Annotated in this window: 22 protein-coding genes; 4 read left to right on the top strand and 18 right to left on the bottom strand. The window is 73.0% G+C overall.

Annotated elements, in window-relative coordinates:
- Positions 1 to 53: 53 nt before the first annotated feature.
- On the top strand, positions 54 to 479 hold the full coding sequence (locus ABT245_RS10375; protein WP_351731356.1) for an ATP-binding protein: 426 nt from the start codon (positions 54 to 56) through the stop codon (positions 477 to 479).
- A 55-nt stretch (positions 480 to 534) separates the two neighbouring features.
- On the opposite strand, the gene ABT245_RS10370 is transcribed toward ABT245_RS10375, so the two are convergent.
- From ABT245_RS10370 to ABT245_RS10340, 7 genes are all read right to left on the bottom strand, one after another.
- Positions 535 to 1200 carry a response regulator gene (locus ABT245_RS10370; RefSeq protein WP_351731353.1) on the bottom strand — a complete coding sequence of 222 codons (666 nt, stop codon included), beginning with the start codon at positions 1198 to 1200 and terminating at the stop codon, positions 535 to 537.
- Entirely contained in the window at positions 1197 to 2543 is a 1347-nt protein-coding gene (locus ABT245_RS10365; RefSeq protein ID WP_351731351.1) for a sensor histidine kinase, read from the bottom strand. The genes ABT245_RS10370 and ABT245_RS10365 overlap by 4 nt, the downstream gene beginning before the upstream one ends.
- 192 nt (positions 2544 to 2735) lie before the next feature.
- Positions 2736 to 3950, bottom strand: a complete 1215-nt coding sequence (locus tag ABT245_RS10360) for an acyltransferase family protein (protein WP_351731348.1) — start codon at positions 3948 to 3950, stop codon at positions 2736 to 2738.
- The gene (locus ABT245_RS10355; protein ID WP_351731346.1) at positions 3943 to 5169 is read right to left on the bottom strand and encodes an alpha/beta hydrolase; all 1227 of its coding nucleotides are present in this window, start codon (positions 5167 to 5169) and stop codon (positions 3943 to 3945) included. The genes ABT245_RS10360 and ABT245_RS10355 overlap by 8 nt, the downstream gene beginning before the upstream one ends.
- 213 nt (positions 5170 to 5382) lie before the next feature.
- Positions 5383 to 6273 (bottom strand): alpha/beta hydrolase, encoded by an 891-nt coding sequence (locus ABT245_RS10350; RefSeq protein ID WP_351731343.1) that lies wholly within the window; start codon positions 6271 to 6273, stop codon positions 5383 to 5385.
- 500 nt (positions 6274 to 6773) lie between these two features.
- Entirely contained in the window at positions 6774 to 8018 is a 1245-nt protein-coding gene (gene kynU / locus ABT245_RS10345) for a kynureninase (RefSeq protein WP_351731341.1), read from the bottom strand.
- Complete coding sequence (locus tag ABT245_RS10340) at positions 8011 to 8859, bottom strand: tryptophan 2,3-dioxygenase family protein (RefSeq protein ID WP_351731338.1); 849 nt, start codon at positions 8857 to 8859, stop codon at positions 8011 to 8013. Before ABT245_RS10340 ends, kynU begins: the two co-directional genes overlap by 8 nt.
- Before the next feature lie 889 nt (positions 8860 to 9748).
- On the opposite strand from ABT245_RS10340, the gene ABT245_RS10335 reads away from it, so the two are divergent.
- Complete coding sequence (locus ABT245_RS10335) at positions 9749 to 10168, top strand: DUF3151 domain-containing protein (RefSeq protein WP_351731335.1); 420 nt, start codon at positions 9749 to 9751, stop codon at positions 10166 to 10168.
- A 217-nt stretch (positions 10169 to 10385) separates the two neighbouring features.
- On the opposite strand, the gene ABT245_RS10330 is transcribed toward ABT245_RS10335, so the two are convergent.
- The 8 genes from ABT245_RS10330 to ABT245_RS10295 all read right to left on the bottom strand — a co-directional run bounded on the left by ABT245_RS10330 (position 10386) and on the right by ABT245_RS10295 (position 19379).
- The gene (locus tag ABT245_RS10330) at positions 10386 to 12188 is read right to left on the bottom strand and encodes an MFS transporter (protein ID WP_351731333.1); all 1803 of its coding nucleotides are present in this window, start codon (positions 12186 to 12188) and stop codon (positions 10386 to 10388) included.
- Positions 12189 to 12290: 102 nt separating this feature from the next.
- Positions 12291 to 13322: a class II fructose-bisphosphate aldolase gene (gene fbaA, locus ABT245_RS10325; protein ID WP_351731330.1), complete on the bottom strand. Its 1032-nt coding sequence runs from the start codon at positions 13320 to 13322 to the stop codon at positions 12291 to 12293.
- 156 nt (positions 13323 to 13478) lie between these two features.
- Positions 13479 to 14027, bottom strand: coding sequence for an orotate phosphoribosyltransferase (pyrE, locus tag ABT245_RS10320; RefSeq protein WP_351731328.1), 549 nt, complete (start codon positions 14025 to 14027; stop codon positions 13479 to 13481).
- Between the two features lie 10 nt (positions 14028 to 14037).
- Entirely contained in the window at positions 14038 to 14826 is a 789-nt protein-coding gene (locus ABT245_RS10315; RefSeq protein ID WP_351731326.1) for an aldose epimerase family protein, read from the bottom strand.
- Positions 14827 to 15057: 231 nt separating this feature from the next.
- The gene (locus tag ABT245_RS10310) at positions 15058 to 16131 is read right to left on the bottom strand and encodes an SRPBCC domain-containing protein (RefSeq protein WP_351731323.1); all 1074 of its coding nucleotides are present in this window, start codon (positions 16129 to 16131) and stop codon (positions 15058 to 15060) included.
- Positions 16132 to 16189: 58 nt separating this feature from the next.
- Positions 16190 to 17830, bottom strand: a complete 1641-nt coding sequence (locus ABT245_RS10305) for a polyamine aminopropyltransferase (protein WP_351731321.1) — start codon at positions 17828 to 17830, stop codon at positions 16190 to 16192.
- Positions 17831 to 17909: 79 nt separating this feature from the next.
- The gene (locus tag ABT245_RS10300) at positions 17910 to 18500 is read right to left on the bottom strand and encodes a DUF2617 family protein (RefSeq protein WP_351731318.1); all 591 of its coding nucleotides are present in this window, start codon (positions 18498 to 18500) and stop codon (positions 17910 to 17912) included.
- A gap of 369 nt (positions 18501 to 18869) precedes the next feature.
- A complete protein-coding gene (locus ABT245_RS10295) occupies positions 18870 to 19379 on the bottom strand; it encodes a hypothetical protein (RefSeq protein WP_351731316.1) in 510 nt (169 codons plus the stop codon).
- Positions 19380 to 19518: 139 nt separating this feature from the next.
- Here ABT245_RS10295 and ABT245_RS10290 point away from each other — a divergent pair, with 139 nt between their 5' ends.
- Positions 19519 to 20703, top strand: a complete 1185-nt coding sequence (locus tag ABT245_RS10290) for a pyridoxal phosphate-dependent aminotransferase (RefSeq protein WP_351731313.1) — start codon at positions 19519 to 19521, stop codon at positions 20701 to 20703.
- Between the two features lie 178 nt (positions 20704 to 20881).
- Here the strand turns inward: ABT245_RS10290 and ABT245_RS10285 are convergent, their stop codons facing one another.
- Both ABT245_RS10285 and ABT245_RS10280 read right to left on the bottom strand, forming a co-directional pair.
- Positions 20882 to 21061, bottom strand: coding sequence for a hypothetical protein (locus tag ABT245_RS10285; protein WP_351731311.1), 180 nt, complete (start codon positions 21059 to 21061; stop codon positions 20882 to 20884).
- Positions 21062 to 21119: 58 nt separating this feature from the next.
- The gene (locus ABT245_RS10280; RefSeq protein WP_351731309.1) at positions 21120 to 21491 is read right to left on the bottom strand and encodes a hypothetical protein; all 372 of its coding nucleotides are present in this window, start codon (positions 21489 to 21491) and stop codon (positions 21120 to 21122) included.
- 289 nt (positions 21492 to 21780) lie between these two features.
- Between ABT245_RS10280 and ABT245_RS10275 the strand changes: the two genes are divergently transcribed.
- Entirely contained in the window at positions 21781 to 22995 is a 1215-nt protein-coding gene (locus ABT245_RS10275; RefSeq protein ID WP_502982103.1) for a putative hexosyltransferase, read from the top strand.
- Between the two features lie 39 nt (positions 22996 to 23034).
- On the opposite strand, the gene ABT245_RS10270 is transcribed toward ABT245_RS10275, so the two are convergent.
- A complete protein-coding gene (locus ABT245_RS10270; protein WP_351731306.1) occupies positions 23035 to 23562 on the bottom strand; it encodes a type III secretion system chaperone family protein in 528 nt (175 codons plus the stop codon).
- Positions 23563 to 23638: the final 76 nt, after the last annotated feature.

Here is a 23638-nt window from a genome sequence, read left to right as displayed (position 1 = left end):
CCGCCCGCGACCCGCAGACCTCCGAAATTCCACCATCGAACCGGAGTTGACGCATGCCTCAAAACGCACCCGAACCCTGGGAATACTCCCTCCACATCCCCAACGACCCCCGCGCCGTCACGGTCTGCCGCCGCACCCTCCGTCTGATCCTCACCCTGCACGGCCTGATCACCCTGGTCGACACGGCCGAACTCCTCGCCACGGAGCTGGTCTCCAACGCCGTACTGCACACCAAGGGCCCGGCAGCCCTACGGGTGCGCTGGTCACCGCCGAGGACGCTGCGGCTCGGCGCGTGGGACGCGGACCCCGAGCCGCCAGAGCCGCCGAGACCGTTCGACCACCTCGCCGATGCCGAGAACGGCCGCGGCCTCGCCTTGGTCCGCGCCTGCGCCGACGTGTGGGGCTGGCAGCCGCAGTCCAGGAACGGCAACCGCGGCAAGTACATCTGGTGCGAGTGCGCCCTGGAGGGCCTCAGCTGATAGGGGAACCGCAGGCCGGGGCCACTGGTCGCACGGTGGCTGCGGGTGGGACGCGTCAGCCCGGTGTCACCAGCCGGGCTTCGTAGGCGAACACCGCCGCCTGGGTGCGGTCGCGTAGGCCGAGTTTCACCAGGACGCGGCTCACATGGGTCTTGATCGTCGACTCGGCCACCACCAGACGTTCGGCTATCTCCACGTTGGACAGGCCCTGGGCTATGAGGACCAGCACCTCCGTCTCCCGTTCGGTCAGATCACCGTAGGCCGCCTGCGCGGTCGGGGTCAGACGCGGACCGTCGGACAGCTTGGAGAACTCCGTGATCAGCCGCTTGGTGACGGAGGGGGCGAGCAGCGCCTCGCCGGCCGCCACCACCCGTACCCCGTCCGCCAGTTGCCGGGCGGAGGCGTCCTTGAGCAGAAAGCCCGACGCTCCCGCGCGCAGCGCCTCGTAGACATACTCGTCCAGGTCGAACGTGGTCAGCACCAGCACCTTCGCCGTGCCGTCCGCGGCGACGATCTCACGCGTCGCCTCGATGCCGTTCAGCTCGGGCATCCGGATGTCCATCAGCACCACGTCGGGGGCCAGTTCGCGGACCCGCTCGACCGCCTCGCGGCCATTGACGGCCTCGCCGACGACCTCGATGTCCGGCATCGCGTTGAGCAGGACCGAGAAGCCCTCACGCACCATCATCTGGTCGTCCGCGATCAGTACGCGGATCGTCATGCCTCACCTTCGCTCACCGTCGCGACGGGCAGGAACACCGTCACCTCGTAACCCCCGTCGACCGGGCCCGCCGTCATCTCACCGTCCAGCATCGAGACACGCTCCCGCATGCCGGTGATGCCGTGCCCGGCGCCGGGCGAGGGCTTGACCAGAGCCGTCGCGGGTGGCGGGCCGTTGACTATGCGCAGGCCCAGACCGCCGAGGACATAGCCGATCTCGACCCGCGCGCTCGCCCCCGGCGCGTGCCGCAGGGTGTTGCTCAGCGCCTCCTGGACGATCCGGTACGCCGACAGCTCCACGCCCTGCGGGAGTTCACGCACCGCGCCGGTCACCGCCTTCTCGACGTCCAGCCCCGCCTCCCGCACGTTCGCCAGCAGCGCGTCCAGGTCGGCGAGCGTGGGCTGGGGGGTGTCGGGCGCCTCGTAGTCCTCCGCGCGGACCACTCCGAGGACCCGGCGCAGCTCGGTCAGTGCCGCCACCGCGTTCTCCCGGATCGTGGCGAACGCCTTCTCCAGCTCGGGCGGCGGGTTCTCCACCCGGTAGGGGGCGGCCTCCGCCTGGATGGCGACCACCGACATGTGGTGGGCGACCACGTCGTGCAGTTCGCGGGCGATGGTGGTGCGCTCCTCCAGCAGGGTGCGGCGGGAACGCTCGTGCGCGGTCACCGTCTGCTGGGCGGTCACCTCCTGCTTGGCGTCGCGGCGTATGTGCCAGACGGTGACGGCGAGCAGCAGCAGCGCGGACAGGAGCATCATGGGGCCGACGTTCGGGCTGTAGCCGCCGCTGAGGACGGTACCGGCCACGAAGCCGTAGCCCGCCGTCGTCAGCCACATCCAGGCGGCGGTGCGGGGGCGGGTGCGGATCGCCACCACTGTGAGCACCGTCAGATGGGCGAGGAAGCTGCCCGGCAGCCATGGCCAGTCGCCCCAGTTCGGGCTGAGGGTGGCCACCGCGGTGGACGCCGGGAACGACAGCCAGAACGCCCCGACGGGCCGGACCAGCGTCAGCAGGACCGGGCCCAGGGTGAACACAGCGCACAGCAGGCCCGACACGCCGGGGCCGCAGTATCCGAAAGACATGAGCATCGCCAGCCCGCCCACCGCGGCCACCACCGCGTGCGGGGTCCAGGACGCGTACTCCCGCTTACGGCCGGAGAGCCGTCGGGTGATCGGGCCGTCGACGCTCCTTGGGGCCAGCGGGCGGTAGGCGAAGGCGTCGTGGAACAGGTCCTGCCGCAGCCCGCGCAGGGCGTCCATGGCCGCCCGGACCTCCGGGCTGCGCGGCTTGTACGCGTCGTACCGGCCGTCCGCCGGTGTGGTCTGCGTGTGCGTCGTCTCGGTCACGTGCAAAACCGTAGGCCGGGCCGGGGGCCGGGGGCGTCACCTGTGAGAGGGGTCATTCGGGATCCGTCTCAGGTACTACGGGCGCCCCGCGGCCGACGGGCGGGGCGGACACCGAGGAGGCGTCCCCGTATCCCGCAGCCTGAGCCGGGAATCTGCTCCCTTCCGGGAGGGGAGGATGCCGAGCGACCCACCCTAGGCACCGCGCGCCGCCTCGGATTCGGGGCGACGGGGACGGTGGCGGCGGATCACCCGGGAGGGACGCGGCGGGGATCGGCGGCTCCCCTGCTCGTGGGACCGGAAGGCCGTCCAGCACACGGCCAGGGCCAGGGCGAAAACAGGGAGCCAGCCGAGGCGGGCCGCGGCCCAGGCCAGACCATCGGGGGCGGTGTGCAGACCGGGCAGGCGGCCCGCCGGCAGCAGTACGGCCGTCGTCACCATGAGCGCCGTCTGGTGCCAGAGGAAGATCGTCATCGCGGAGAGGTTGACCACGGTCACGGCCGCCCAGGCGACGGGGCGGCGCAGCGCACGGCGCAACGGCTCGCGCAGCAGCAGGGCGAGACCGCACTGGGCGAGGCCGAAGGTGACCGCCGCCAGGGTCGGCGGGTTCAGGTTGGAGACCGGCTCGCCGGGGACGCCCACCATCGACACCGGGTATCCGGCCCATACGAGAAGTGCCGCCGTGGCCGCCGCGCCGCCGGCGAACAGCAGCAGCCCGGCGCGGCGGCCGTCCAGCTCGCCGCGCGTCCAGGCCGCGCCCAGGGTGTAGGGCACCAGCCAGCCGGCCGCCAGGTTCACCCAGCCGAGCCAGGACGGGGCGCCGTCCAGGCCGAAGCGGAACAGATCCACATGGAGGACGACGGCCAGCGGCCACAGCGGACTGAGCCGGGCCACGAGCGGCGTCGCCGCCGTCAAGGCGGCGAAGACCAGCAGGAACCACAGCGGGGACAGGGCAAGCTTCACCAGCGTGCGGACGGTGTCGAGCGGCGCGTCCAGCAGGAGCAGGGCCGTCGCCGCGACCGCCCAGAGGACTACGACGGCGATCACCGGCCGGAACAGCCGGGACAGCCGGCCGCGCAGCCACCCGCCGTACGTCGTGCCACGGACCCGGGACAGCGCGTGGCTCCGGGTCGCCACATGACCGCCCACCAGGAAGAAGACGGCGAGGCTCTGGAAGACCCAGGAAACGGGGGCGAGCCAGGGCATGTGCCGCAACGGGCTCGCCGCGTGCAGCGCGCCGTCGTCCGCCACCAGGGCCGTGACCAGCCAGTGGCCCAGGACGACACCGAGGATCGCGAAGGCCCGCAGGGCGTCGACCGCGCGGTCCCGGGTGGCGGGCGTGGCCGCGTCCACGCGCAGGGCGCCTTCGCGCAGGCCCTTCGGCACGGTCGGCAGGAGGCCGTCACGCATGGGTCACCTCCGGCGTCTCGCCGAGGGCGATCCGGGCCAGGTTGACCAGCGCGGTCGAGCCCGGTGCGAAGTAGCCGCTGTGGTCGGCGTCGGCGGCGTCGAAGACACGGGCGCCGAAGCCCGGCGAGACCGGATCGGTGCCGAAGCCGACGGTGGTGCCGAACAGCTCCGCCCTGACATGCGGCACATCGGCCACCCAGTCGCCGGAGCCGCGCGCCGCCCAGACCCGGGCGGGTGTGTGCAGCGCCGCGGCCGAGTCGGCGCCGGTGCCGGGGCTGCCGACGAGCGCGAGCGCGTCGACGTCCAGGCCCGCGGCGGCCCGGCCGCAGACCACCGAGCCGTACGAGTGGCACACCAGGGTGAGGTGTGCCCGCCCGCCGGTGACGCGCCGCACGTCCCCGACCAGCGCGCGCAGCCGGGGCGCGGCCTGTTCGGCGCGGTCGGCGGTCAGCACGGTGGTGCTGACGGTGCTCGGAGTGTCGTAGCCCAGCCAGGCGAGGACGGCCGGGTGGCTGCCCGGAGGCGCCTCGCGGGCCAGCGCGCCGTACAGGGCCGCGGCGGCACGGTGGAAGCGGTCGTAGGTGTCTATCGAGGTGTCGGAGCCGGGGACCAGGACCGCCACGCGGTCGGCGTGGGCGAGATCCCCGAAGATCTCCGTGGCCCGGCCGGAGCCGCGGCCGTCGAAGACGAGGAACCGGCGGGAGGCAGCGGCTATCGCACGGTCCGCGGCGGCACGGCGGCGGTCGCCGTGGGCGGCGGCCGTGCGGGCGGCCTGCGCGGCGTTGGCCCGGTTCGCCGCGTACGCCTCGGACAGCGTCCGTGCCGTCGGCGGGGCGAGCGAGGCCGGGGCCGGCGCGGGGACCTCCGGTCGGGCGGCGGCGGAGAGCGGGACCACCATGGCGGTCGTGATCAGCGCGGCGAGCAGGGCCCGTACCCACCCGGCCCCGCGATGTCGCCCCGCTCTCCGCCAGCCGGCTCCGCCGGGCGCGGCAACGCCGGACGGTACGGCGGCATCCGGTACGACGACACCCGACACAGCGGCGCCCGGTGCGGCGACGTCCGGTGCGGCGACGTCCGACACAGCGGCGCCCGGTGCGGCGACGTCCGGTGCGGCGGCGCCCGGTGCGGCGGCGCCCGGTGCGGCGGCGCCCGGTGCGGCGACGTCCGGGGCGGTCCGCTTCCGTCGGTCAACGGCCGGTCCCGGCCCATGCCCCGTCATCGTCTTCCTCCCCGTCCGCCCGGCCATCGGGCGTTCTGACAAGGAAGTTAGAAATCGGGCCTGGTCGTCGGCGTCCCGCCAGAGAGCTCATCTCCGCCTAGCTCTCAGGTATTACGGGTTTGACCGGGACCCCACCTAATGGACCGGAACCCCACCTGAAGGACCGAGACACCACCTGAAGGACCGAGACCCCCGGAAGGACGGGGGCCCGGCTCACCACGCCAGCTGAGCGATCTCCTCCGCCACCACCGCGCACGCGTCCGCCGAGGGGTCGATCAGCGGGAAGTGCCCCACGTCCTCCAGGAGCGTCAGGCCCACCACCTCGCCCGCCTTGGCCGCCGCCTCCGCGTACGCCTCGGCGACCGCCTGCGGCACGACCACGTCCGCACGGCCCTGGACGAGCGTCGTCGCGATGCCCGTGGGCAGCAGCAGCGCCGGGTCGGCGTACGGCCTGCGCGCGGTGAACTCGTCCTTCCCGCCCAGCAGTTGCCGCACCGCGTTGTCGCAGACGGCCAGCTTCTCCGCCACCTCGAAGTCCGCGATCGGGGCGAGGGCGACCACTCCGCGCAGCGCGGCGGGCCGGTCCGTGCGCCAGGGGGAGTCCGCGGGCAGCACATGGCGGGCCGCCGCCCACAGGGCCAGGTGGCCGCCCGCCGAGTGGCCGGTGAGCACCGTGCGGCGCAGATCGCCCTGCGGAAGCGCCGCGCGGGCCAGCGCGGGCAGGGCGTCCAGCGCGGCGGCGACATCGTCGAAGGTGTCCGGCCAGCGACCCGCGACCGGGCCCGCGCCGCCCCCGGCCGGTGCGGGGCCGCCACGCCGGTACTCCACGTTGGCGACGGCGAAGCCGCGGCGGGCCAGAAAGTCCGCGAACGGCGTGACGTGCCGCCGGTCGTACGGCGCGCGCCAGGCCCCTCCGTGCAGGACGACGACCAGCGGGGCGCCGGAGCCCGGCGACGATGGCTCCGTGCCGCGCGGGACATAGAAGTCGATCACCTGGTCGGGGTGATCGCCGTACGCGGCTGTGGCGTCCGGATCGACGGGCGGGTGCGAGAAGGCCGACTCCTCTTCGGCAGCGGCCCGGGCTGCGGCGGCGTCGTCCGGCATGCTCCAACCTCTCAGCGACGTAACGGATTTGGCGGACCAGGGGAGGGCAGCCGTTGGCGGGGACGGTATCAGGCCAGTGACGTGCGCGGACATGCGGATGTCACGCTCGGTGAGGGGCAAAGCGGTGCCGTACGACGTGAGCCGGGCAACCGGTGCGAACCGGTCACCCGGAGGCCGAAACCGGTTGCCCGGAAGCCGAGACCGGTCACCCGGAGGCCGAAACCAGTTGCCCGGAAGCCGAGACCGGTCACCCGGAGGCCGAAACCAGTTGCCCGGAAGCCGAGACCGGTTGCCCGGAGCCGAGACCGGTTACCCGGAGCCGAGACCGGTTACCCGGAAGCCGAGACCGGTTACCCGGAGCCGAGACCGGTTGCCCGGAGCCGAGACCGGTTACCCGGAAGCCGAGACCGTGTTCGCACCGACCCCGCCGCCCAGTTGAGTCACCGTGGTGCGCGGGACCCCGGTTGACGGGCTCACGCCTCCCGCACGCTCCCCGGACGCTACCCGGCCGCCGCCTCCCCCCGTACCGCCCTCCGTACTTCCCCCCGTGCCTCCCCCACTACGTCCCCCAGCACCCGGGCCGCCCGCTCCGCGTCCGCGAACCCCACGTACAACGGTGTGAAGCCGAAACGCAGGACGTCGGGGTGCCGGAAGTCCCCCACCACCCCGCGGGCGATCAGCCGTTTCATCACGTCACCGGCGGCCGGGCAGCGCAGGGCCACCTGGCTGCCCCGCTCCTCATGGGCCGCCGGCGTCAGGGACTCGACAAGGCCCTGGGGCACATACGCCGTCACGCACTCCAGGAAGAAGTCGGTCAGGGCCAGGGACTTGGCCCGCACCGCCGCCACCGACACCCCCTCCCACACATCCAGCGCGGCCTCCAGGGCCAGCATGGACAGGATGTCCGGGGTGCCCACCCGCCCGCGCGGCACGCCCGGCGCGGCTTCGTAGTCCGGGCGCATGCCGAACGGCTCGGCGTGCGAGTTCCAGCCCGGCAGCGGGGAGTCGAAACGGTCCTGGAGACAGCGGCGCACATACAGGTACGCCGGGGCGCCCGGGCCGCCGTTCAGATACTTGTACGTGCAGCCGACCGCCAGGTCGACGCCGTGCTCGTCCAGGCCCACCGGCAGCGCGCCCGCGCTGTGGCACAGGTCCCACACCGCCACCGCGCCCGCCGCGTGCACCGCCGCCGTGAGCGCGGGCAGGTCGTGCAGCCGGCCGGTGCGGTAGTCGACGTGGTTGAGCAGCACCGCGGCCGTACGGTCGCTCAGGGCCGCCGGCACCTCCGCCGGGGTCACCGGACGCAGGGTGCGGCCGGTCAGCCGGGCCGCCGATCCGGCGATATAGCCGTCCGTGGGGAACGTCGTCGCGTCGACCAGGATCTCGTCCCGCTCCTCCCCCACGAGCCGGACAGCGCCCACAAGTGCCTTGAAGACGTTGACACTTGTCGAGTCGCCCACGACGATCTGCCCGGGCGCCGCGCCGACCAGCGGAGCGATCCGGTCGCCGATCCGCTCGGGCGCCGTCCACCAGCCGCTCTCCTCCCAGGAGCGGATGCGCAGCTCGCCCCACTGCCCGCGCACCACGTCGGCGACCCGGTCGGGGACGTTCGCGGGCAGCGCGCCCAGTGAGTTGCCGTCCAGGTACACGGCGTCGTCGAGGACGAAACGGGAGCGCAGCGGGGCCAGTTCGTCCGCCGCGTCCAACCGCTTCGCGGTGACGGCCGGTTCGGGGGTGTCAGACATGGGACCTCGCCGTCCACAGCTCGGGGAACACGTTCTTCTGTGCGCGCTTCTCCAGCCAGGCGACCCCGGCGGAGCCGCCCGTGCCGGGCTTGGCGCCCATCGCACGGCGGGTGGCGACCAGGTGGTCGTTGCGCCAGCGCCAGACCAGTTCGGCCACGTCCGTCAACGCCTCGCCCAGGCGGGCGAGTTCGGCGTTCGGGTCGCCGGAGTAGACCGCCGTCCAGGCCGCCTCGACGGCGTCCGACGGGTCGTGGCGCAGGGACACGTCCCGTTGCAGCACCTCACGCGGGATGGCGTGGCCGCGGCGCGCGAGGAGCCGTACCACCTCGTCGTACAGGCTCGGCTCGTGCAGGGCCTTCTCCAGCTCGGCGTGGACGCGGGGCGCGCCCCGGTGCGGGACGAGCATCGACGCGGACTTCTCGCCGAGCAGGAACTCCAGGCGCCGGTACATCGCCGACTGGAAGCCGGAGCCCTCGCCCAGGGCGGAGCGGTACGCGTTGAACTGGGCCGGGGTCAGCGCGGCGAGCGGCTTCCAGGAGGCGTTCAGCGCCGCCAGCTCGCGTACGGACCGCTTCAGCGCGTCGATCGCGACGGGCACGCGGTCCTCGCGCAGCGCCCGGGCGGCCGTCTCCCACTCGTGGACGATGACCGTGAACCACAGCTCCATCACCTGGGTGGTGACGAGGAAGACCATCTCTCCCGGGTCGTCGGACAGGGTGTGCTGGAGATGGGTGAGCACATCCGCCTTGACGTAGTCCTCGTACGGCGTCGTGCCCGCGAAGTCGAGATGCGGGGTCTCGGGCTCAGCGGCCTCGGGAAGGGGGTGAGCCGGTTGGGACATCGCTGTCTCCTGTTGTGCTCCGGGTAGCGGTCCGCCCCTGCCGATGCCGGCACGGGGGCCCCGGTCCCCACCGGCATCCTCCGCAATCCCCCACACCCCGGCAAGCCCGGCCGACCCGGGGGGGGGCGACCTGCGGACGTGATGCGGGCGACCGGCGGGACCGTGTACGCGGGGGCCCACGAGACCGACTGCGCGGGTCCGTACGGGGCGGTCCGTACAGAGCGGGTCTGCACGGCGCCGTCTGTACGAAGCTGCCTACGGAACCGTCTGCGACGCCGACCGCTACGCGGGGCATCTAGGGGGCCATCCGTACGCAGCCGGCTGTACGGAGTCGGCTGTACGGGAGCTGTCTGCGGGACCGTCTGCCCGGGCCGATCGCGAGACCGTCACCGAAAGGACCGTCGTCCCGGACCCACCAGCGCCGCGGCCCGCGCGACGACAACGCGGAACCGCCCACGAGGCCGTCGTCACGGGGCCGTCCGTGAGGCCGCTGGGAAGGCCGCTACCCGAGGCCGGCTGGGCGCGACCGTCTGGGGAGGCCGCTACCCGAGGCCGGCTGGGCGCGACCGTCTGGGGAGGCCGCTACCCGAGGCCGGCTGGGCGGGACCGTCTGGGGAGGCCGCTACCCGAGGCCGGCTGGGCGGGACCGTCTGGGGAGGGCGCTGCGCAAGGCCGGCTGGGCGGGACCGTCTGCGAGGTTGCCTGCGCTGCGTAGTCCGCGAGATCACACGGGCAGGACGGTCCCCGGCACCTCCCTTGCGACGCTCCCTGGGCGGGACCGTCTGCGAGGTCGACTGCGCTGACCGTTCTCGGGCGGTCGGTCCGCGGAGCGGGCCAATGGGTTGGGCTCGGCGGACGGGGGCTGGGCCGCCGGTGGCACACTGCATCCATGACGACCCACACGAACCTGCTCGGCGGCCCCGACCCGACCTACCTCCCCGAGAACGAGGCGGCCTTCCGGCTGCTGGACGCGGAGTCCGTGCCGGCGGCCGAGGTCGCCGCGCAGCACCCGACGTACTCGCCGGCGTGGGCCGGGCTCGCCGAGGAGGCGTTCTCGGCGGGCCGGGTGATCGAGTCGTACGCCTACGCCCGTACCGGTTACCACCGCGGACTCGACGCCCTGCGCCGCAACGGCTGGAAGGGCCACGGCCCGATCCCCTGGAGCCACCGCGCCAACCAGGGCTTCCTGCGCTGCCTGGCCGTGCTCGCGCGGGCGGCCGAGGCGATCGACGAGAAGGACGAGGCCGAACGCTGCCGCCAGTTCCTGCGCGACAGCGACCCCGAGGCGTACGCGGAACTCCTCGGCTGACCGCACCACCCACCGGGCCCGCCCCCGCCGGACCGGGCCCGCCGCCTCCACACCTCCGGGTACGGTACGCACGCCCGACCGGATCCCATGCACAGCCAACCGGCAGCAGTTCGCGACCCCTACCTGGGGCGTACGTGAACCGCCCCCGGCTCACGACAACCCACAACACCCCCAGCCCACCGGCAACCCCCAACACCACCTCACCGCCACCCCCACCTCACCCCGGCCCCCTTCCCCCGTCCCCGGGAGTCGTGTGTCCGCGCGTCCGTCCCGTTTCCAGAGGTGGGGACGTGACGTTGCCGTGGGTGCGGCATTGCGGGCGGCTGCAGTCCGGGGGTGGGCGGCGGACCGCGGCGAAGGCGAGGGCCGCGCCGGCCACCAGGACCGCCGCGCACAGCGGCATCGCCCGCCGGAACGAGGCGTCGAAGGCGTCCGCCGAGCGGTACGCCTCGGGACCCATCCCGGCCAGCAGCGGCAGCGCGGCCACCGCGATCAGCCCGGCCGCGCGGGCCGCCGCGTTGTTGATGCCGCTGGCCAGCCCCGCCCGCGTCGTGTCGACGGAGGCGAGCACCGTCGCGGTGAGCGGGGCCACCAGGGTGACCATGCCCGCGCCCATGACCAGCAGCGCGGGCAGCACATCCGTGAGGTAGTCGGCGCCCTTGCCCACCCGCAGCATCAGCAGCATCGCGACCGCGCAGAGCAGCGGTCCGACGGTGAGCGGGATGCGCGGCCCGATGCGGTCGGCCAGGGCGCCCGAGCGGGCCGAGAACAGCAGCATCAGGGCGGTGGTCGGCAGCAGCGCCGTACCGGCCCCCAGCGGCGAATAGCCGGCCACCACCTGGAGTTGCAGCGCGGTCAGGAAGAAGAAGCCGCCGAAGGCCGCGTAGACACACAGCGTGACCAGGTTGACCACCGTGAACTGCCGGGACGCGAAGATGTCGAGCGGCATCATCGGGTCGGGGTGGCGTTTTTCGACGTACACGAAGGCGACGCCGGCCGCGATCCCCGCCACCGCCGTGAGGGCGACGACGAGCGAGCCCTGGCGGGCCTCGATCAGGGCGTAGGTCACCAGGGCCAGGGCGAGCGCGCCGAGGGCCGCGCCCAGCACGTCGAAACGGCCGGGACCACCCCCGAAGCCACCTGCCGGACCACCCCCCGGACCACCCCCGGAGCCACCCCCCGGACCACCCCCGAAACCACCCTGAGCACCCCCGGAGCCACCCGCCGGACCACCCTCGAAACCGCCTTCCTGAGCGCCCCCGGAGTCACCGTTCTCGACGCCCAAGGAGCCCTCGACACCCACGGCATCCCCTGCCGCACCGCGGCCCCCGGGCCCCGCCCCACCGGCACCCGCACCCGCACCCGCACCCGCACCGCCGTCAACCACCTCCGCCCCACCGGCCGCCGCCCCCATCCCCGCCCCGCCCGGCCGGAACTCGATCCCCCCGGACTCGGGGACATGGCGCACCGCGATGGGGGCGCACAGCAGTGCCAGCGGAACGTTGAGCAGGAACACCCAGCGCCAGCCGGGACCGTCCACCAGCCAGCCGCCCAGGAAGGGCCCGACGGCCGCGCCGATGCCGCCGAACCCGGACCACAGGCCGACCGCCTTGGCCCGGTCGTCCGGATGGAAGGACGCCTGGATGAGCGCGAGGGAGCCCGGGGTCAGCAGGGCACCGCCGATGCCCTGGAGGGCGCGGGCACCGACGAGGACGCCGGCGCTCGGGGCGAGCCCGCACAGCAGGGAGGCCGACGCGAACCAGACGACCCCGATCACGAAGATCTTGCGCCGGCCGTAGCGGTCGCCCAGCGACCCGCCGAGCAGGATCAGCCCGGCCAGCGTCACCATGTACGCGTTGACCGTCCACTGCAGGGCCGCCAGGTTCACGTTCAGATCGCGGCCGATGCGCGGCAGCGCCACGTTGACGACGGTCGAGTCCAGCAAGGCCATGCCGGATCCGAGCACCGTGGTGAGCAGGATCCACTTGCCCTGGGACGAGGACAGCCGGACGTCGGCCATGTTCCAGGTATACAGCGAGCCCGGCCCCCACGGCGGGCCGGGCTCGCTGGACGGACGTGCCGGAGGCCGTCTCGCCGACGGCCGCCGTGCGGGCAGCCCGAGTTACTTGATCTTCGTGCCGGCCGACCGCAGGTGCTGCGTGGCCTCGACGACGCGCCGGGCCATCGACGCCTCGGCCAGCTTGCCCCAGGTACGCGGGTCGTAGGTCTTCTTGGAGCCGACCTCGCCGTCGACCTTCAGGACGCCGTCGTAGTTCTTGAACATGTGGTCGGCGACCGGACGCGTGAAGGCGTACTGGGTGTCCGTGTCGATGTTCATCTTGACGACGCCGTTCTCCAGCGCCGTCAGGATCTCCTGCTCGCTGGAGCCGGAGCCGCCGTGGAAGACGAAGTCGAACGGGCCGGGAGAGGCGGGCTTGCCGTACTTCGCGGCGACGCCGTCGTTCAGCTCCTTCAGCAGCTCGGGGCGGAGCACCACGTTGCCCGGCTTGTACACGCCGTGCACGTTGCCGAAGGACGCGGCCAGCAGGTAGCGGCCCTTCTCGCCGAGACCGAGCGCCTCCGCGGTGCGGATCGCGTCCTCGACCGTCGTGTACAGGGAGTCGTTGATCTCGTGCGAGACACCGTCCTCCTCGCCGCCGGTCGGGGTGATCTCCACCTCAAGGATGATCTTGGCGGCGCGGGCGCGCTCAAGGAGTTCCTGCGCGATGGAGAGGTTGTCGGCCAGGGTCTCCGCGGAGCCGTCCCACATGTGGGACTGGAACAGCGGGTTCTGCCCGGCCTGCACGCGCTCGGCGGAGATCGCGAGCAGCGGACGCACATACCCGTCGAGCTTGTCCTTCGGGCAGTGGTCCGTGTGCAGGGCGACCGTCACCGGGTACTTCTCGGCGATGATGTGCGCGTACTCGGCGAGGGCCACCGCGCCGGTCACCATGTCCTTGCTGTACTGGCCGCCCAGGAACTCGGCGCCACCCGTGGAGATCTGGATGATGCCGTCGCTCTCCGCCTCGGCGAAGCCGCGCAGAGCCGCGTTCAGGGTCTGGCTGGAGGTGACGTTGATGGCCGGGTAGGCGAACTTGCCTGCCTTCGCCCGGTCGAGCATCTCGTTGTAGACCTCGGGGGTTGCGATGGGCATCTGTCCGCTCCTTGGGTGTGCGGGTCGGCGATCTGCGTACTACGGCCCTGACCTAGACCTTGGGGGTGACGTCATCGTCGTCCCCATCTTTCCAGACATGAGCCCCTGCTCGGCGCCCCGGCCGCGCGGTCACCGGGTCGTGGTCGACGGCGTACGTCAGTCCAGCCCCAACTCGTCCTTCGAATAGGCGAACAGGTAGGGCACGCCCGCGCCCTCCCTGATCTTCTCGGCGGCGCCCGTCGCCCGGTCCACGATGGTCGCTACGGCGACGACCTCGGCGCCCGCCTCGCGCACCGCCTCCACGGCGGTGAGCGGCGAGCCGCCCGTGGTGGAGGTGTCCTCGACGACCAGCACCCGACGGCCCCTGATCTCGGGGCCCTCGACGCGCCGCTGCAGGCCGTGCGCCTTGGCCGCCTTGCGTACGACGAACGCGTCCAGCCGGCGGCCCCGCGCGGCGGCGGCGTGCAGCAGCGCGGCGGCGACCGGGTCGGCGCCCATGGTCAGACCGCCCACGGCGTCGAAGTCGAGGTCCGCGGTGAGGTCGAGCAGCACCTGCCCGACCAGCGGCGCGGCCTCCCCGTCGAGGGTGACGCGGCGCAGGTCGACGTAGTAGTCGGCCTCCAGACCCGACGACAGCGTCACCTTGCCGTACACCACGGCCTTGTCCTTGATCTGCTGCAGCAGCGCGCCGCGTACGTCCGTCATGCCGACCAGCTTAGAGGCGGCGCCAGCGCCAGGTGGTCGTGGCCTCCAGCGGCTCCAGCGGCGTGACCAGGCGCGGCAGGGTGTTGAGGCCGTTGGGCGGGCCGGTCTGCGGTTCGACGCAGACGGCGGCCTCCTGCTCGTCGTAGACGACGACCCACCGCTCCGGGCTGGCCACCGTCAGCTCCAGCCGTCCGGGCCAGGTGAGCGTGACGTCGACGCCGTCGGGCATGCCGAAGCAGTCGTCCCAGGGGCCGGGGCGGGGGGCGACGCGGTTGCCGGTGGGCAGGTGGTCGGCGCCGCGTTCCTCCTGCCAGGCGGGGCTGAAGTCGAGCCGCGCGTCCGCGCCGTCCAGGTTCCGGTTGAACCAGGGGTGCCAGCCGATCTGCGCCGGGAAGGACGAGTCGTACGTCTCGACGGACATGGTGAGCGTCAGGGCGTCCTCGGCCAGGGCGACGATCTGGGTGACACGGCCGGAGTAGGGCCAGGGCTCGACCAGGTCGTACGTCATGACCGCCTCGTCGGTGCGGACGCGGGCGGTGTGCCAGGCGCCGTCGCGGGCGGTGCCGTGGATGGCGTGCGGCGGGGAGTTGAGCGGCATCTGATGTGCGGTGGCGCCGTTCAGGAAGCGGCCGTCCCTGATCCGGCCGCACCAGGGGACCATCGGGAAGCAGCCGAACCGGTCGCCCTGCCGGAGGAGTTCGGTACCGGCGATCCGGAGCCCTGCGACCCGGCCGCCGTTGCCCGGCTGCAGTGTCACTTCCGCGTCACCCGCGGTCAACGTGATGGGTTCGTTACTCACGGAACGACCCTACTGCCGCGATCAAGCCCACGTTCCACCCCGACGGCCACCCACAACAGCCCGAACCCACGTTCCGCTGAGGCAGCCGCCCACGACTGTCCGGGACCGCGCTCGGCGACGGCGGTCCGGGACCGCGGACGGCGGAGCCGGGGCAGACACGTTCCGCCGCGGCCCGGGAAGGGACGAGCACGTACCGCCACGGCGGCCGGGCCCCTGGGTCAGCCCTCCCAGTCAGCCGCGTCTGCGCAGCGCGCGGCCCACCACGATCGCCGACGCCAGCGCGAGAGCCGCCGCCGGCGCCGCCCATCGCAGGGCCGAGTGCCCGGCGACCGTCTCCGGAGCCGGTACGGGTGCGTAACGACCGCGCGGCGGGGCATGGTCCACTTCCTCCGCGCTGCGGCCGATCATCGTCCGGCGCGCGTGCGCCGCCTCGGCGGGCGGGCCGTCGCCGGCGAAGCCCGCGGCGCCTTCCTCGTCGGCCTCGGGGGCGAGCGAGGACGGCGGCACCTCGGTCTCGAACACGGACGCCGCACCCTCCTCCTCGGGCCCGCTCACGCTCTCGCCCTCGGCTCCGCCGCCGGCAACGCCGTCGGCTTCGGTCCCCGACTCGGGCCCGGACTCGGGCCCCGACTCGGGCCCGGACTCGGTTCCGCCCGCGCCTTCGGCCTCCGCCGCGGCCCCGGCCGCCTCCCGGGCCCCGGCCCCTTCGCCCGCCCCGGTCCCTTCCCCCGCCCCGATGTCCTTCGCCGACCCGGCGTCCTTCGCCGACGCGGTGTCCCTCGACGGCCCGGTCTTCTCCCCTGGCCCGGTTTTCTCGCCTGGCCCGAACTCCTCCCCCGGCGCGGGTTTCCGCGTGGGGGCGGTCGCGGTTTGGGGGTGGGGCGGTGGTGGCGGCGCAAGGGACGCCACGAAGCGGTTCAGCAGTCGGGTCACCGCGGAACTCACCGTGTCCTGGGGCAGTTCGGCGATACGTCCGTCCGCGGTGGCCGTGCCGTCGACGGTGACCGCGGTGCCGCCGTCGGTGTCCCGGAGACGGAAGGTGAGGGCGAGCTTGACCGCGCCGGTGCCGCGGGCCTCGGTCGCCTCGCCCTCGACGGCGTACGACCCGTCCTCACGCGGCGAGACGCGCAGCGACCCTCGGTAGGTGATGGAGTGGCCGCCGACACGCACCTTCAGCCGCCCGGCGACCGGGTCGGCACCGGCGTCCTGCTGGAGCCCGGGAACCGCCCGGGCGATGCGCGCGGGCTCGGCGAGCGCCCGCCTCAACCGCTCGACCGGAACCGGAACCAAGACCTCATGCTCCATGTCGGCTGAGCCTACCCACGAGCGGCCGGTACGTACCCTCCTGTGCGCGGTCCGATCGTCAATAGCGCGGATGTACGAGCGTCGACGGCGGCACCCCGCTGATCCGCGTACCGGCCGCCGCCCGGGCGTCTGCCGCGAGCCCCTGCTCGGTCAGCGTGCGCAGCCGCGGCCCGGACGGGTCCACACGCAGCGGCGGCGGTGCGGCGCCCTGCGCGGCCAGCACGAAACCCCAGTCGTGCGGGGTGCGGGAGGCACCCGCCAAGCGGTCGGGCCCCGCCGTGAAACCGGTGTCGCGGCCGAGCACGCGGTACGGCGAGGTGCCGAGGCCGGCCGCCCGCATCGTCGTCTCCACCGTCCAGAAGACCCGTGGCCGGGCCGCCACCGGTCCGGCGTGCACCGCCAGCCGGCCGTCCTTGGCCAGCACCCGCCGGGTCAGCCCGTAGAACTCCTGCGAGTACAGCTTCGTACTGGCCGTGATGCCGGGGTCGGGCAGATCCGCGATCACGACGTCGTACGCCCCCGTGGGCGCCCCGCGCAGCCAGCGGAACACATCCTCTGTCATGACGTGAACGCGACGGTCGCGGTAGGCGTGGCCGTTCAGCGCGGACAGCGCCGGGTCCTGGCGCGCGAGCCGGACGACGCCCGCGTCGAGTTCGACGACGTCGACCCGCCGCACGCCCGGGTGGCGCAGCGCTTGCCGCGCGGCCAGCCCGTCCCCGCCGCCGAGGATGAGTACGCGCGCGTGCGGGCCTGCCATGGCCGGATGGACCAGTGCCTCGTGGTAGCGGCCCTCGTCCCGGCCGTCCACCCGCAGCCGGCCGTCCAGGTACAGATCGAGCGGGTGGCCGTGGGTGCCGCCGGTGAGCACCACTTCCTGGACGTCGGTCTGGACGGCGACGCGTACGTCCGCGCCGTACACCGCCTGCCGGGCGAGGCGTTCGAAGTCGTCGACGAGGACGGCGGCGAAGGCGAGGACGCCGAGGACGGTGAGGTTGGCGAGCAGCAGCAGCCAGCGGGCGCGGCGGGTCAGGTCGTGGCGGAACAGGCCGAGGATCAGGGCGCCGCCCGCAAGGGCGTTGACCGCTCCGGTGAGCAGCGCACCGGTCAACTGGCCGAGGAACGGCAGCAGGAGGAACGGGAAGGCGAGGCCGCCGACGAGCGCGCCGACGTAGTCCGCCGCGAACAGGTCGGCCACCGCGCCGCCCGCGTCCTGCCGCCGGATGCGCTGGATCAACTCCATCAGCAGCGGCACCTCGGCGCCGATCAGCAGGCCGATGGCGAGCGAGAAGGCAACCAGCAGACAGCGGGGGCCGTTGACCCACAGGCCGCCCCAGTCGCCGGTCCAGGCGAACACCGCGTACAGCGCCATCGCGCTGCAGCCGCCGACCAGGGCGAGGCCCGCCTCGACGGCGCCGAAGGCGGCGGCCGCGTGCCGGCACAGTCCCTTCGCGGCGAGCGAGCCGAGGCCCATCGCGAAGACCATGACGGACAGCACGACGGAGGCCTGGGTGACCGAGTCGCCCATCAAGTACGAGGCGAGGGCGACCAGTTCGAGTTCGTACACGAGTCCGCAGGCCGCGCAGACGAAGACGCCCGCGAGGACCAGGAACCGGCCGGTCGCCGGCCTGACGGACAGCCGCGCGGGTCCGCCCCGGAACGGCGGGGCACTCGGAGGGGCGGGGGCGTGCGGTTCGATCACTCTGCGACGTTACGTCACTTGACGCGCACGCTTCGTCACCCACACGTGTGGAACTTCCCGCGGATCACGCCTGGCGGGTTTATCCCGCCGGGATCGGTGCGGGGCCCTGACCGGTTTCCGCCGGGATCGGTACAGGGCCCTGACCGGGCTTCGCCGCGGGCACCGGCACCCGCACACCCACCCGGGTGCGTGTGGCCACCAGTTGACCGTCCTGCGGATACGCGTGCCAGGTGCGCCAGTGCACCTGGCCCTCATGGCGCTGGGCGAGCATCGCCGTGAAGGCGTACGGGCTGCCGGGGAAGACGCCGGCGAGCCCCTGTGGGTGGTCGGAGACCAGGGCGAGCAGTTCCTGGGCGCGGCCCGCGAAGGAGCCGGGCGGCAGGAACTCCACGCGGGCCGCGAACTCGTATTCCCAGTCGCCGACGCGCTTGGCGACGCCCAGCGGCAGCGGCGTGCTGGATCCGGGAATGCACGCCACCGTCTCCGAGCATTCGCCCCGCTTCTCCTCCAGGAGTACCTGGTGGGACGCGCCGAGCAGTCTCATCTGGAGCTTCGCCCCGGTCAGTTCGAGATCGAGCGTGGCGAGTGCGGGAAGCGGCTCGCGCCCCAGTGTCCAGGCGAGGTCGGCCGCGCGCGTGTCGGTGTAGGAGGTGGTGAGGGTCGTGAGCATGGATCGGCTCCGCTAACACACAAAGAAGAAAGAGGGAGTGTGGTCCGGCACGCCTCGCTCGGCACCGGGTGATCGGCCACATCAGCCCGGTCGGCCCAGCCGGGGAGCGGGGTGTCTGCCGGACGTCCAAGGGGCTGCGTCGGTGTTTTAGAGGGAATCACGAACTGTGCTGGCGCCACAGCGTGTTTACCCAACTTCGTGCGGTTTCCATCCCTCAGAGGGCTGCACAGTTCAAGTGTTCAACCCCGGCGTACGCCAGGCGCGTTCTTCATATGGCTGAGCGCCCGTCGGCTGTCTTCGCCCGACGGGCGCCCGGTGTGCGGCCCGGACCGCGGTCGCTGGTGCGCGGTGAAGCTCAGCTGCCCCGTGTCAGCTGCCTCCGCCGCATCCGCCCCCGCCGCCGCACGACGATCCGCCGCCACAGGAGTGACCGCCGCCGCACGAGTGCCCGCCGTGTCCGCCGTGCCCGCCGTGCCCGCCCGAGGACGAGCCGCCCGAGTCTCCGGCCCACCAACTCGACCCGCCGGCGTCGGCCGAGGACGACGACGAGGACGATGACGAACGGCGACGCTTCCCTTCCTGCGTACCCTTCCTCGCCTGCGCCCCCTTCTGCGCTGGCGCGCTCTTCTGCGCTGGCGCGCTCTTCTTCGCCGGCGCGCCCTTCTTCGCCGGCGCCCCCTTCTCCGTCTGCGCCCCCTTCTCCGTCCGCGTGCCCTTGCCGGCCGCGTCCTCCTTGGCCATGGAGACCCTCTCGGCCGTCGCGTTCGCGGCCTGACCGGCCGTGCCGCCGGTGCCGTACTTCTGGCGTCGGCGCGATCCGCCCGCCACAGACCCGATGACCAGGATCACGATCACCGCCAGGATGATGCCGAAGACCATGGCGCCACCCTCCTTCCGTTCCCCCGAAGCGACCCCCCGTGGGCGCCTCGCCTGATGCGTGACTGCTGTGTGCACGGGGGATGCCCGGCCGTCCGCAATCCGAAAGCAGAGTTGAGGAAGTCCAGAGCTTCGGCGCAGGATGGCCGGCATGACCTCCAGCGCACGCCCACTGCTCAACCGCCGGCTCGCCGAGTTCGGGACGACGATCTTCGCCGAGATGTCCGCCCTTGCGGTGCGGACCGGCTCCATCAACCTGGGCCAGGGCTTTCCCGACACGGACGGCCCCGACGAGGTACGGGAGGCGGCCGTGCGCGCACTGCGCGAGGGCCGCGGCAACCAGTACCCGCCGGGACCGGGCGTCCCCGAACTGCGGACGGCGATCGCCGCGCACCAGGAGCGCCGCTACGGCCTGGCCCACGACCCCGACACCGACGTGCTGGTGACGGCGGGCGCGACGGAGGCGATCGCGGCGGCGCTGCTCGCGCTGCTGGAACCCGGCGACGAGGTCATCGCGTTCGAGCCGTACTACGACTCCTACGCGGCGAGCATCGCGATGGCGGGCGGCACCCGGGTGCCGGTGACGCTCCGCCCGCACGAGGGCGGCTTCCGCCTCGACCTCGACGAGCTGCGCGCCGCGGTGACGGACCGCACCCGGCTGCTGCTGGTCAACACCCCGCACAACCCGACGGGCACGGTGCTCTCCCGGGAGGAGCTGTCCGCGATCGCCGCGCTCGCGGTCGAGCGGGACCTGCTGGTGGTGACGGACGAGGTGTACGAGCACCTGGTGTTCGACGACGCGGAGCATCTGCCGCTGGCCACGTTCCCCGGCATGCGCGAGCGCACACTCACCATCGGCTCCGCCGGAAAAACCTTCTCGTTCACCGGCTGGAAGGTCGGCTGGGTGACCGGCACGTCCGAGCTGGTCGGGGCCGTGCGGGCGGTGAAGCAGTTCCTGACGTACGTGGCGTCGGGGCCCTTCCAGTACGCGGTGGCCGAGGCACTGGCCCTCCCGGACTCCTACTTCGCGGCCCTGCGCGCCGACCTGCTGGCCAAGCGGGACCTGCTGGCGGCGGGCCTGACGGACGCCGGCTTCCAGGTCTTCCGGCCCGCCGGCACGTACTTCATCACCACCGACATCCGCCCGCTGGGCGAGAAGGACGGCTTCGCCTTCTGCCGCGCCCTGCCGGAACGCGCGGGCGTCGTCGCCATCCCCAACGCCGTCTTCTACGACGACCGCGAGGCCGGCGCCCCCTTCGTCCGCTTCGCCTTCTGCAAACGGCAGGAGACCCTCCAGGAAGCCGCGAACCGCCTGCGCCGACTGTGACCCCGGACCCGCCGGCGAAGGAGCAGCTGAGACGGGGGGCGACTCCCGGCCACGACCGCTGCCTCAGGGCGGTGCGCGGGCAGTCACCCTCGCCGACCACGGCGAGTCGTACCGGACCCGGAATGATCGCGTCCGGCGAGGTCGGTGCCAAGGGCACGGCCACACCGGGAGTCCTTGGTCAGCGGGCGTTCGCCGCAGGCTCCGGACGCGGCAGCTCGTCGAGGTCGAGGGTGAAGGTGCGGCCGTCGGCCAGGGGGACGGGGAGCTTGCCCGTGTCGTACTTGTGGGTGTGCGTCGCGATGTGACCGGTGCCGGTCGGCTGGGTGTGGAGGACGACTTCCTGGGCGTACGGGTCCACGACCAGGTAGATCGGGATGCCGTAGCGGCCGTACTTCGCGGTGCAGTCGTCGTAGTCCTTACTTCGCGGTGCAGTCGTCGTAGTCCTTACTTCGCGGTGCAGTCGTCGTAGTCCTTGCGCGCGGAGGAGGTCGAGACGACCTCGGAATCAGCAGGACGTCCTCGAAGCTGTAGCGCTTGCCCTCGCGCCGGGCGTCCTTGCGCAGGATCGCCAGGTCGGGGGCGGAGTGCTCGTCGGCGGGGAAGTCGATGTAGACGTCTGAGGCGGTTTTCGCATGCCGTCCGAGGGACACGATCGTGTCGTACTGCATCGACTTGATCGTGCTGGAGTGCTCTTCGCTCCGCGGGGTCATGATCACCTTCCCGTCGGCCCCGAACAGGACCGTGTACCCCTTGGGGAACTCGGTGTGCACGATCGCGTCGACGCTCATGGACGGCACCTTCCCTTGTGCGGTCAGGATACGGCGGACAGCGCCCTGTCACCGAGTTCGGCGGTACGGCTTGGCTGGTCGGGGCCGTGCGGGCGGTGAAGCAGCTCCCTGACGTACGTGGCGTCGGGGCCCTTCCCGTACGCGGTGGCCGAGGCGCTGGCCCTCTTCGCCGGGCATCACCGGCCCCGGTCGGGGGCTGTCGCGGCGCCACGCCGGTGGGTGGGGTGGCGTACCCGCTCGGGCGCACACTGCTCGCGTCCCCGGGCTCCCCGCTGCAAGCTGCGGAAATGTGAGCCACGCCAGTTCCACCTTCGTCCCTGCCGCCGCCGCGGCGTCCCAGGAACCCGGTCCCCGGGAGCGCGCCCGGACCCGGCTGTCCCTCCTGACGGCGAGCGGTATCGCGCTCGGCCTGTTCGCCCTCGCCCGGCTCGCCGGGATCGCCGTGCTCGCCATAGCCGCCTGGGCCAGGGACCAGCAGCCGCTGGCGCTGCTCGGCCGTTCCTGGGACTCCGTGTGGTACCTGGGCATCGCCGCGCACGGCTACGGCCGCACCCAGGTCTTCGAGCCGACGGTCGTCCACAGCGACCTGGCGTTCTTCCCGCTCTACCCGGCCCTGGTGCGGGTCGTGACCGCCCTGACGCCGTTCGGCGGTGGCACCGCGGGACTGCTGGTGTCCTGGGCCGCGGCCGGGATCGCCGCCTGCGGCATCCACGCGGTGGGGACCCGTCTGTACGGGCCGGGCGTGGGCACGGCGCTGGTGGTGCTGTGGGGGCTGCTGCCGCACTCCGTCGTGCTGTCGATGGCGTACACGGAGCCCGTGCTCACCGCGTTCGCGGCCTGGTCCCTGTACGCCGTGCTGGCCGGGAACTGGCTGTGGGCGGGCGGCCTGGCCACGCTCGCCGGGCTGTCCCGGCCCAACGGCATCGCGGTCGCCGCGGCCGTACTCACCGCGGCGGTCTGCGAGGCGTACCGGATCCACGGGCGCCGCGGCCGGTTTTCCCACAGGCTGTGGACGGGCGCGGCGCTCGCACCCCTCGGCTGGGTGGCGTATGTGCTGTGGGTGGGCCGGCGCAAGGGCGACCCGTTCGGCGGCTACTTCGAGGTGCAGCGGCTGTGGGGATCGAGGTTCGACCTCGGGCGCGGCTCGCTGCACCTCGTCCGTGGGCTGCTGGTGCAGGACACCCGGCTGGTCTTCCCCATGGCGCTGGCGATCCTGGCGGTGGCGGTCCTGCTGTACGCGCTGCTCGTCGTGGACCGCGCCCCGCTCCCGCTCCTCGTCCACAGCGGTGTCCTGCTGCTGATCGCGCTCGGCGGCTCCGGCTTCTTCGAGTCCAAGCCGCGCTTCCTGCTGCCCGCGTTCCCGCTGCTGGTGCCGCCGGCCCGGGCGCTGGTGCGGACGGCGAGAGCCCGGCCCTGGCACGCCACCGTGGTGGTCTGCGGCCTGGCCGGGCTCTCCTTCGGGTACGGCACCTACCTCGTCGTGTTCGCTCGCACGCCGCTGTAGGCCGCCGTGCCGCCGTGTGTCACCGTGCGGGGCGGGATGTCACTCCTCGCCCTCGGGCTTGTCCGCCTCGTTGACCTCCTCTTCGAGGCCGAGCTGCTCCACCAGCCACCTGTCGAACTCGATGGCGGCCCGTACCCAGCTGACCGTCGAGGAGACGAAGTGGTTGAGGTCGACGCCGGTGCCGATCAGCATCTGCGCCTCGCCGATGAGACGGACGGTGCCGTCGTCGTGGGTGTGCGTGTACACCTTGGGCCACAGTGTCCTGCGGTTCCAGTCGTCCACGGACTCCAGGAGCTGCGGCTTCTCGTCGATCTTGTGGGGACGGTCGTAGAAGGTCCGCACGGAGAAGACCGCCTGTTCGGCCTCCCCACGGAACATGAAGTACGTACGGAACTGCTCCCACGGCGCCGCGAGGTCACCCTCGTCGTCGACGACGTACTTGAGCTCCATCTGGTCGAGGAGCTGCTTCACGAGGTCCTGATCCGGGACGACGGGGCCCGCCGGTCCTTGGGGCTGCGGCTCGGGCTGGCCCCCGAAGTTCGGAATCGAGGACGGGTCGATGCTCACCGTGATTTTCCCTTCGTGCGGATTCCGCCATCCTCCCCCATGCGGGGAGGGGGGTGGCAAGCCCAGACATGGCCTG

Source organism: Streptomyces sp. NPDC001508, from assembly GCF_040298665.1.
GTDB lineage: Bacteria > Actinomycetota > Actinomycetes > Streptomycetales > Streptomycetaceae > Streptomyces.
Note: the sequence above shows the minus strand (reverse complement) of the source record. Positions and strands in the feature narration are given on the sequence as shown.

Coding starts and splice junctions, on each gene's coding strand:
- fbaA (WP_351731330.1), bottom strand. CDS start 13,322: ATGCCCATCGCAACCCCCGAGGTCTACAACGAGATGCTCGACCGGGCG.
- pyrE (WP_351731328.1), bottom strand. CDS start 14,027: ATGACGGACGTACGCGGCGCGCTGCTGCAGCAGATCAAGGACAAGGCC.
- ABT245_RS10375 (WP_351731356.1), top strand. CDS start 54: ATGCCTCAAAACGCACCCGAACCCTGGGAATACTCCCTCCACATCCCC.
- ABT245_RS10340 (WP_351731338.1), bottom strand. CDS start 8,859: ATGTCCCAACCGGCTCACCCCCTTCCCGAGGCCGCTGAGCCCGAGACC.
- ABT245_RS10370 (WP_351731353.1), bottom strand. CDS start 1,200: ATGACGATCCGCGTACTGATCGCGGACGACCAGATGATGGTGCGTGAG.
- ABT245_RS10335 (WP_351731335.1), top strand. CDS start 9,749: ATGACGACCCACACGAACCTGCTCGGCGGCCCCGACCCGACCTACCTC.
- ABT245_RS10360 (WP_351731348.1), bottom strand. CDS start 3,950: ATGCGTGACGGCCTCCTGCCGACCGTGCCGAAGGGCCTGCGCGAAGGC.
- ABT245_RS10300 (WP_351731318.1), bottom strand. CDS start 18,500: ATGCTCACGACCCTCACCACCTCCTACACCGACACGCGCGCGGCCGAC.
- ABT245_RS10280 (WP_351731309.1), bottom strand. CDS start 21,491: ATGAGCGTCGACGCGATCGTGCACACCGAGTTCCCCAAGGGGTACACG.
- ABT245_RS10330 (WP_351731333.1), bottom strand. CDS start 12,188: ATGGCCGACGTCCGGCTGTCCTCGTCCCAGGGCAAGTGGATCCTGCTC.
- kynU (WP_351731341.1), bottom strand. CDS start 8,018: ATGTCTGACACCCCCGAACCGGCCGTCACCGCGAAGCGGTTGGACGCG.
- ABT245_RS10350 (WP_351731343.1), bottom strand. CDS start 6,273: ATGCCGGACGACGCCGCCGCAGCCCGGGCCGCTGCCGAAGAGGAGTCG.
- ABT245_RS10310 (WP_351731323.1), bottom strand. CDS start 16,131: ATGGAGCATGAGGTCTTGGTTCCGGTTCCGGTCGAGCGGTTGAGGCGG.
- ABT245_RS10295 (WP_351731316.1), bottom strand. CDS start 19,379: ATGGTCTTCGGCATCATCCTGGCGGTGATCGTGATCCTGGTCATCGGG.
- ABT245_RS10290 (WP_351731313.1), top strand. CDS start 19,519: ATGGCCGGCATGACCTCCAGCGCACGCCCACTGCTCAACCGCCGGCTC.
- ABT245_RS10355 (WP_351731346.1), bottom strand. CDS start 5,169: ATGACGGGGCATGGGCCGGGACCGGCCGTTGACCGACGGAAGCGGACC.